Annotated in this window: 3 protein-coding genes; 1 reads left to right on the forward strand and 2 read right to left on the reverse strand. The window is 63.1% G+C overall.

Annotated features, from left to right (window positions below; translation table 11 throughout):
- On the reverse strand, nt 1-1,062 hold a 1,062-nt coding region (locus EN932_RS33080; protein WP_164890753.1), incomplete at its 3' end, for an aldo/keto reductase.
- Nucleotides 1,063-1,099: 37 nt separating this feature from the next.
- The gene (locus tag EN932_RS33085; protein WP_127385400.1) at nt 1,100-1,627 is read right to left on the reverse strand and encodes a nuclear transport factor 2 family protein; all 528 of its coding nucleotides are present in this window, start codon (nt 1,625-1,627) and stop codon (nt 1,100-1,102) included.
- Nucleotides 1,628-1,743: 116 nt separating this feature from the next.
- Here EN932_RS33085 and EN932_RS33090 point away from each other — a divergent pair, with 116 nt between their 5' ends.
- Nucleotides 1,744-2,670 carry a LysR family transcriptional regulator gene (locus tag EN932_RS33090; RefSeq protein ID WP_127368442.1) on the forward strand — a complete coding sequence of 309 codons (927 nt, stop codon included), beginning with the start codon at nt 1,744-1,746 and terminating at the stop codon, nt 2,668-2,670.
- Nucleotides 2,671-2,788 lie beyond the last annotated feature (118 nt).

Here is a 2,788-nt window from a genome sequence, read left to right on the forward strand (position 1 = left end):
CACGTAGTTGGAGGGCTTGTCGCCGGTTGTCGCGCCGCCGGTGACGCGCGCCTGTATCTGCGCGCCGAAATAGGAATAGGGAAACGGCGCTGGAGTTCTGCTGACCCTCTCCAGCCGGTCGCGATGCGCTTTCGGAATCTCGAAATCCAGCGCGCCAAGATTGTCCTGCATTTGGCTGAGCGTCGTCGCACCGAGAATGACGGTCGCGATCCCCGGCTGCGTCGCTACCCAGTTGAGCGCGACCTGAGGCATGCTGCGGCCGATCTCGGATGCGACCTTCTCGAGTTCGGCCACGATAGCCCAGTTGCGTTGCGTGAACTTTTGGAACCCCGGATGCGTCGAGTTGCGAAATCCGTCGAGCCGGCCCGCGGTTCCGGCCTGAGCCGGCCGATACTTGCCGCTCAGCAGCCCGCTGGCCAGCGGGCTCCACACCATGATGCCGGCGCCATGGCGCGTGCCGAATGGCACGAACTCATTCTCGATCGCGCGTTCGGCCAATGAATATTCGAGCTGTAGCGCCGAAACCGGCTCATATCCGCGCAATTCGGCGATCGCCTGTGCGCGGCCCGCATACCAGGCGGGCACATCCGAAAGGCCGACATGGCGCACCTTGCCCATCCGAACCAGGTCGTCCAGCGTGCGCATGACCTCCTCGGCCGGGGTCAGCCTGTCCCAGACATGCATGAGATAGAGATCGATATAGTCGGTCCCCAACCGTTTCAGCGAAACATCTACGGCCCGCATGATGTTCTTGCGGCCATTGCCGCCGGCATTCGGATTTCCGGGCTGCATGTTCATGGTGAACTTGCTGGCGATCACCGCCATGTCGCGCAAGCCGCGCTCGGCGATGAATTCGCCAAGCCAGGCTTCGGCCGTGCCGTCTGTGTAGAGATCCGCCGTGTCGAAGAAATTGCCGCCCGCCTCGACATAGGCGTCGAACATCGCCCGCGCCGTATCCCTGTCGGCTCCCCAGCCCCATTCCGTGCCGAAAGTCATCGTGCCCAGCGCCAGCCGGCTGACCCTGAGGCCGCTGTTGCCAAGAGTGTAGTAGGTCATGGTCATAATCGTCTTCCAATGCTTGGTGATAGATGCCCGAGCGTCACTGGCCCGGAGTGGTCTTGACCCAGGGATTGCCGCGCTCGTGTGTCATGCGGAACGCAAAGCCATCGACCTTCCAGCCATCCGCAAAACGCGTCAGGTGATGCTCATAGGTGCCCCAGACCTCCCAAAGCGGGTCGCCATTGCCTTCCATCCGGTTCCAGGCATAGCCGTTCGACAGGACAGTCGCCGTGTCCCCTTCGAGAACGACCTGGTGATTGGTGCGCAGATGCAGGCTTGTCTTGCTGCCCTTGAGGTTGGCCGCCCAGGCGCCAATCAGGTCGTCGGAAGCGATGTTGGCCGCCGGCTGTCCGGAAAGGCTGCTGAAATCGGCAGTGGCCCGATCCGCGAAATAGCTGCGTGCAAGCTTCCAGTTCTGGGCGTCGACGGCCCGGTCGATGGCATCGGCGATGCGAATGACCGCGCGTTCGTCTGCGAGCGCCCGCCAGTCTGATGGCTCCGCCTCGCCGGCGTCCATCGGCGCCAACGCCATGCCTGCCGCGAAAGTTACGCGCTTCAACGCATTCATGTTCTTTCTCCTCGATGCCATCAGCCCATCGTCGACGTGCGGCCGGCAATGTGGACCGCTCGGCCGACATCGACAAGATTGCATTGTTCGCATGGACCATGCGATATCATGCATGAATGTACCGGGACCTGCTCACCCACTTGCCTGTGATCGTCGCCGTGGCCCGACGCGGCGGCTTCGCGCTTGCCGCCGCCGAACTCGGCATGAGCCCTTCGGCAGTCAGCCATGCGGTGCGCATTGTCGAAGAGCGGATCGGCCAGCCTTTGTTCGCACGGACGACGCGCAGCGTTTCGCTCACCGAGGCCGGCAAGGCGCTGGTGGAAACGGCGGCTCCGGCCCTCCAGGATATTGCCGAGCGGATGGACCGTATCCGCAGCGTCAAAGGCAGGCCGTCTGGCCTGCTCAGGATCAACGCCTCCAACATCGCCATACCATTGGCGGTGACGCCGGTGGTCGCCGCGATGGCCGAACGCTATCCGGAGGTTACGGTGGAGGTCTTCGCTGACCAGGGTCTGGTTGACATCGTCGGCGAAGGCTTCGATGCCGGCATCCGGCTTGGCGAGATGATCGCCCAGGACATGGTCGCGGTCCGGCTGACGCCGCCGTTCTCCGTCGTCATCGTGGCCTCGCCCGTTTATATCGGACGGCACGGCCGTCCCAGCAGCGTTGCCGATTTGGCGAACCACAATTGTATTGGCTACCGGCTCGTCCGCTCTGGTGCGCTCTATCGCTGGGATCTGATCGAGGATGGCAAGGACATCGCCATGGAGACGCGGGGCAGCGTTGTCGTGACGGATTCGCTCGCAGCAATCGATCTTGCGCTTGCAGGCGTCGGGCTTGCCTATGTCTTCGAGCCGCTGGCGCGCGCCGATCTTGCCGCGGGCCGCCTGGTCCAGATGCTGCCGCAGACGGCGATCGAGGAACCGGGGCTATTCCTCTATTTCCCGCGCCGGGCGTCAATGGCGCCGAAGCTCAGGGCCTTTATCGACACCGCACAAGAAATCGGCCGGGCATCCTTGCGGACACCCGGCCGAGTTGCCTGAGCTGAGAAGCCCCTTCAGGGGCTATTTGTAAGGATTATTTCTTCACCGCAGCCGCGACTTCCGCCGCGAAATCGGTCTCTTCCTTTTCAATGCCTTCGCCGAGCGCAAAGCGCAGATA

The organism is Mesorhizobium sp. M7A.F.Ca.US.002.01.1.1, assembly GCF_004022955.1.
Lineage (GTDB): Bacteria > Pseudomonadota > Alphaproteobacteria > Rhizobiales > Rhizobiaceae > Mesorhizobium > Mesorhizobium ciceri.